This is a genomic window from Microcoleus sp. S28C3, from assembly GCF_036700785.1.
Lineage (GTDB): Bacteria > Cyanobacteriota > Cyanobacteriia > Cyanobacteriales > Microcoleaceae > Microcoleus > Microcoleus asticus.
Map to the genome: position 1 here is coordinate 1 of NZ_JAUBPO010000193.1, position 6605 is coordinate 6605.

Annotated in this window: 4 protein-coding genes; all 4 read right to left on the bottom strand. The window is 45.6% G+C overall.

Features of this window, described 5'->3' with window-relative positions:
- Positions 1-286: 286 nt before the first annotated feature.
- Positions 287-1039, bottom strand: coding sequence for a hypothetical protein (locus tag QUA13_RS30995; protein ID WP_333204746.1), 753 nt, complete (start codon positions 1037-1039; stop codon positions 287-289).
- 149 nt (positions 1040-1188) lie between these two features.
- Positions 1189-1917 (bottom strand): response regulator transcription factor, encoded by a 729-nt coding sequence (locus QUA13_RS31000; RefSeq protein WP_333204748.1) that lies wholly within the window; start codon positions 1915-1917, stop codon positions 1189-1191.
- A 234-nt stretch (positions 1918-2151) separates the two neighbouring features.
- Positions 2152-2880, bottom strand: coding sequence for a response regulator transcription factor (locus tag QUA13_RS31005; protein WP_333204750.1), 729 nt, complete (start codon positions 2878-2880; stop codon positions 2152-2154).
- A gap of 277 nt (positions 2881-3157) precedes the next feature.
- Positions 3158-6343, bottom strand: a complete 3186-nt coding sequence (locus QUA13_RS31010; RefSeq protein WP_333204752.1) for a tetratricopeptide repeat protein — start codon at positions 6341-6343, stop codon at positions 3158-3160.
- Positions 6344-6605 lie beyond the last annotated feature (262 nt).

Sequence of the window (6605 nt, forward strand, 5' to 3'; positions counted from 1 at the left end):
TCTTGCTTTTTATTCCCGATCGCGCCTGTTCTTCGCCCACTGCGGTTCAAGTGCGATCAATTATTCAGCAAGCCCTACTTAGAAGAGATTTTGGTGAAAAACCCGGTTTCTGCGTAAGTCCGCGACCTTGAGAAATCGGGTTGATCGCGAGGGAGCATCTCATATTTGTAAAAACACTTCTTCTGGCTCCTTCCTTCTTCCTCTTTCCTCCTAGCTCCTGGCTCCTGGTTCCCAACTCCAATTTCTAGCTTGGCAGCAAAAGTGAGATGCTCCCGATCGCGATCGGCTATTTTTGGTTATTTTGCTGGTGCAGATAGTTGTTAATCGCTTTAGCGATTTTTGCTTGCTGGTATGGGTTCATCGTGCGGGGTAGGGAGATCCGAGAGCCTCCACAAACTAACAGTCTAACTTCGTACCAAATGTCATGATCCCGATCTTTTGTTCGATCGACTTCCACGCCATAAATATCGCACAGAGAGTATTCCATTACTTTACGTGCCAACAAACCCCGCTGTTTAACAGTCAAGGTGTTTAAAGTTTCATCGAAGCTGTAAGTTTCATTATTTCTCAAGACGATCGCTGCGATTCCTGCGAGCAAAAATATGCCTCCTGTCCATCCCAACCAGCGATCGTCTTGGCTTAAGCGCAGCAATCGATATTTTGCATTTTTAACAAAAAAATTGATGTCAGAAGCCACAGCGTCTTGGGTTCCCCAATTAGTGGAGTTAGCAGTGAAAGGAACATTGCCAACAGAAGTCAAAAGTACAACTCTGCTTTTATAGCCGCATCTTTGAACTTTTGCTCCCCGCAAAGAAGTAAGCTGAATTTCTTTGATGTTCGACCCCAGTAAATTCGATCGCACAATCTGGCAATTTCCTTGTTTTGCCTGCAATCGCTGGCAGTTCAAGGTTGCTGCATGATAGTCAAAAGTCACCGATATCAGTCCAACTGCCATGAATAAACAACTAGGGAGCCAAAAATCAAATATGCTTTGAGTCTGAATTATTAATTCACTTGCTGTTTGCTGGATTATTTTCATTTATCTCACGCTTTTATTCCAAAAATGAGGCTAAGTAGGTAGGCGCTGTCAAACACAATTATGTAAACGATTGTCAAGTATCCAAATGCCCTAAGCGTGGCTAAGTTAGCCCTGTTTACATACTGTTACATAGCTCGGTTTTATCCCGCTTACCTACTGACCTTGTTATTGCGATCGATCGGAGCGAAAGTGTAACCGTATCCCTGAGTAGTTTGAATAAAATTCGGAACAGCCGAATCGACTTTAGCCAGTTTCCTGCGAATCAGACGGATATACACGTCCACCACTTGCTCGTCTCGTGCGTCATTGCATTTCCATCCCCAAACTTTTTCGATTAGCTGTTGGCGGCTCCAAGCTTTACCTGGATAAGTTGCCAAAAAATACAAGAGTTGAAATTCTAAGACCGTCAGAGCTAAAGTTTTCTCTTTCAATCTCACCTCCCTACTCATTAAATCTATCGCTAGTTCACCGAAGACAAGATTGCGCGGAGTGACGGTTTTCATCTCCCTCAACAAGATTTCTATTCTAACTGCCAAGTCCTCAAGACTGAACGGTTGGCCGATAAAATCATTAACACCTGCTTTTATGATGTTAATTCGATCTTCTTCGCCTGTACCGCTGCTGAAAATCACGACTAAAAAAATATTCTTCCGTTTCTGAATTTCTTGGCAAAGTTTAACGCCGATATTATCCGGCAAATTCCCATCCACAATTACGAGGACTGGGTTGAATCCCTCAAAGATTTCTAAAGCTGTTTTTCCGTCTGCGGCAGATTGTACTTGATTTGTCTGATTCAGACAGCCGTAGATGAAATTGCCGACGGGTGCGTCATTCTCTACAACCAGCATTTTGGAAATTTGCTCGGTAGATATCGTCATATTTTTTGGCTCTATTGTTAATGGTTCAAACTTTAGAAAATCGAGTAAGTATGCTGTATTTTGATTAGCCGCTCGATTCCCTATAGGGCGTGTTTCCTTTACCCGTAGATGCCCCCTTAGCTTGCCCCCTACTCAACCCCTACTCCCTTTTTAAAGGGAGTAGGGGGTGGGACAAGAGCGAATTAACTGGTTCCGGCGCTCTACCTAGGAACCAGTCGTAACTATGATGATGGTTCAATTAGCAATTACCCTGTCCCTGCGAGCGCTCGGAGCGAAAGTGTAACCGTATCCCCTAACAGTTTGAATAAAATTGGGAACAGCGGCATCAACTTTAGCCATTTTCCTGCGAATTTGGCCGATATGTACGTCCACCACTCGCTCTTCTGCTGCATAATTTGATTTCCACCCCCAAACTTTTTCGATTAGCTGTTGGCGGCTGCAAGTTTTACCCGAATGAGTTGCCAAAAAACACAATATTTCAAATTCTAAGGCTGTCAGCGTTAGAAGTTGCTCCTTGAATCTCACCTCCCTACTCAGTAAATTGATCGCTAATTGACCGAATACAAGGTTGGGCGGATTGACGGATCTCGCCCGCCTCAACAAGACTTCTACTCTAACTGCCAATTCTTCAAGACAGAACGGTTTGCACATAAAATCATCGGCACCTGCTTTCATGATTTTAATTCGATCTTCTTGGGCGGTGCGGCTGCTGAGAATCGCGACTAAAACATTAGTGCGCTTCTGCATTTCTTGGCAAAGTTTATAGCCGGTAGTATCGGGCAAATTCCAATCCAAAATCACGAGTATGGGGTTAAATTCTTCAAAAATTTCGAGAGCAGTTTGGCCGTCGGCGGCAAATTGTACTTGATATGTTTGATTCAGAAAGCGGTAGATGAGAGTGCGGATAGGGTCGTCGTCATCTACAACCAGAATTTTGGCTTTTCGATCGGCAGATATTGTCATAATTTTTGAATTTATTGTTAAGGGTGCAAAGTTAGGAAAGCGAGCAAGTGTATGAAAACAGTCTTTATTGTTTAGTCCGCTAGGAGTGGACTAAAGTTTGTGCAGTAGGGGCAATCCCCCCGTAGTTGCCCAGATTTCGATCGCAAGCGTGACTTTTATGAAGAAATTAAATCGACACATGACTTATCGCTCCTGACGCGATCGAGTTTCTGTGGAGCTTTCTGCGAAAAAACTAAATTTTTCGCAGTTTTGGCAATTTTTTACAAAATTTAATCAATTATGTTTCGCCGATCAGCGTGAAAGCCGCCCAATCTCTGGGATTTGGATGCTGCTGCATTGTCTCCAGCATGGCGTTTCGCAGGGCTTGAGCTTTGTTGCCCGTTCGATCGAGATTTTGATAAAATTTCACCATCAAATCGGCTGTAGGAGCATCCGGCACCGCCCACAAAGACACAATGACACTGGATGTACCAGCCGAAATTAAAGCGCGAGACAAACCGATAACGCCGTCGCCGGTAATCCGCCCCCTGCCCGTATTGCACGCGCTCAAAACTACCAAATCCGCGTTGAGGTGCAGATCCAAAATTTCCTCAGCAGTCAGCAAACCGCTATCGGTGCGATCGGGTGCAAGGGCGATCGCGCTGCCGAGCCCGCGAAGGTTATCGAGCAATCCGTGGGTGGCAAAATGGACAATGCGGGCGTCTGGCAACCGCTGAAGTACGGCGGCTTTGGTAGCGGATTTGCCAGTCAGGGCTTGAGTTTGGAATAATTGGGCGATCGCGTTAGCTTCGGTTTCTGAATGTGGCAGAGCACTTAACTGCTGCGGGGGTTTTCCCGCTACAAGAGAAACTTGGGGCATAGTCGGATTTCCTACTATTAGAATATCCCCAGCCCAATCAGAAATCTGTTGACGTTTTTGGCTGGTTAATTCCAGAATTTGAATTGAAGGAGCAGTTAGAATAGTATGTTTTTCAATTAAGAATTTTGCTGCAGCATCTTGCAGGGCCGGAAAGGGAACGAAAAACAGTTCGCCTTGAGGAATAAAGATAATTCGAGCTTCTGGAACTGTCGGCAACAAGTCAGCAATCGGTTCGATTAGCAGTTGATGGAGTTTTTGCAATCGCGGGTGATTTGTGCGGCTTGATTGCACTTTTGCTGTTACATCAATTGCAGGTCTGGGAATAGTCAATCCTTCGGGAAAACTGGATTGCCAGAGCGATAGAATGCTGTGACTTTCATCAACAGATATGACTTGCCAAGGTTCCCAATTAGGGGCATCGTCGTGGAGTTTAACTAAATCGCCTGGGTCAAATTTTAGGGTGGGATTGAAGTCGCGATTTCTGATGCCGATCGACTCGCGGGAGTCGGCAACCAGCTCTTTGAGCGGAGTATGTTGATAGTTGAGGTCAACTTGGCGAAATGCAATTTCACCCGTCGGCTGAATTACCCAAATAAAAAGTTCTTCTAAAAAAGAAATCGAATATTCCACAAAAGTTGCATTTTGTGCTTTAGCAATTTGTTTAATTTGCTCGATCGTAGGCGGCTTAATATTGGGTACCGCATCTGAATTAGCAGATAACCGAGCAGTCAGTAACTCCACAAAAGCCCGCGCCCGCCCCCGCTCGGAAATTTCCAGCGCCTGTTCTGTTTTTGACTGGGCGATCAGGGCTTTTTCCAGGTGGCGGTAAGTTGCTGCTTGGGTTTCAAAAATAGATACTTTAAAGTTATCGTTTTTGCCTAATCTTCCTCGAAGCGATTCCCAAATTTGAATCGCCTTGCGGAGGAATGTTTCAGCTTCTGCAAACTGTCCCGAGTCAAAGAAAGCCAGTCCTAAATTGTTGAGAGTTGCCCCTTCAGGGGCCCTTTCGCCGATCGATCGCGCGATTTCTAAACTCTGCTGGCTATATTCGATCGCCCGTTGGCACTGCCCTAAACAGCGGTAAGCATTGCCCAGATTTCGCCAGGAAGTCGCTTCCCCAGATCGATCGCCGATTTCTTGCTGAATATCTAAGGACTGTTTGTAGAATTCGATCGCCCGCAAGTAATTCCCCAAATTACTGTAAGCATTGCCCAGAGTCACTAAGGAATTAGCTTCCCCATAACGGTTATTGATTTTCTTGTCAAGATTTAGGGATTTCTGAGAGTATTCGATCGCCCGTTGATGTTGCCCTAGGGAAACATATGTACGGCCCAAAGCGTTCAAGGATTCCGCTTCTCTATTCCAAGAATTGAGTTTTCGCGCCATATCTAGGGACTGCTGCTGGCACTCGCTCGCCTGCTGGTATTCCCCGATGGCATAATATGCACTCCCCAAATTGCGCCAGGAACTAGCTTCTCCGTGAGGGTTGCCGGTTTCCCGCTGAATATTTAGGCATTGCAGGTGGCACTCAATTGCTTGCAAGTATTCCCCCAGGGCATCGTAAATATTGCCCAAAGCGTTTAGGGAAACAGCTTCCGCGCTGCGGTTGCCAGTGTCTCGCTGCATATTTAGCGACTGCTGGTGATAGTCAATTGCTTGCGAGTAGTCCCCCCGCAACGTGTAAAAATTGCCTAGATAGTTCAGAGATTTCGCTTCTCCGTAGCAGTTGCCGGTGTCTCTATGAATATTTAGCGACTGCTTATAGTATTCGATCGCCTGCGAGTATCTTTCCAGGGAACTATATAGCACTTCCCGGAAGGAATCTTTCTCGCGGGGCCGTCTTGCTGGTATTTTCCTCATTTTATCTGGAACAACAATTTTATTACTAACAGGAGACTGAATCGATCGGTAAATCAACAGCACATCTGCTGCCGACAGCGCCTGTTTGTAGAGCCGAATATCTCCAATATTGCCCAGAAAAATGCCCCCTAAATCGTCCGATCGCCTGCCAATTGTTAAGGGAATACTATGGCTGAGGGAACCCTGTTGATATGTTGGGTTGAACCGGAAACCTACTTCCTTGCCATCGACATACCAGCGCCCTCCATCCGCTCGATCGCGATCGACAACAACCGTAACGTGATGCCATTCGCTATCGTTGACAACTGGCAAAGACGGAAGGTCTTTTTCTCGGCTTTTGTGATAATAGTTTATCCAACTCCTGTCATCCGCTATTTGAAGGTTAATTTTGCTGTTATAAATAAAGAAAGACCAGCCCCGTAAAGGGCCAGAATTTTGAATCCGGTGATCTATAATCTTGGCAATACCGAAATCACCCGTCCGAATCCACGCACAAACAGAAAAGTCTTCTTTGCCTACCTCCAGCAAAGGAGTGAGTGGGAAAGTAACGCAACCTCCAGTCAGCAGCAGGCTTTGCTGTGGCCCATTTTTTAGTGGCTCAACAGCACGGCAAACGCTGTCAATTAGGCGTGCCGGAGGGAGTTCCGGGCGATCGCTCACCAAGTTGCCTGCTTCATCAAATGACCAATGGGCGATCGGCGCTGTATTGAAAGTGTTATAGACGCTTAATATAGAGTGTTTCATAGCTTAGTTGACTTAATTTTTGTGGAACAGGCATCTTGCCTGTTCCTGATGGGCGGGCTAAGAAAAGGGTCACAAAAAAACTTACTCTTTGTGGAACAGGGCGGAAAGCCTGTTAAAGTGGTGAAACTATCCCGTGCAAGCGCACAAACGGATGCTGCAATAAAGCCTCCCAGTCAGCATCCAAAGCAGAAGTGTTGAATGCTTATTTGATAGGATTCTGAAAATAGACATACGAATCCTATAAACTGGTGATTTCAGCAAT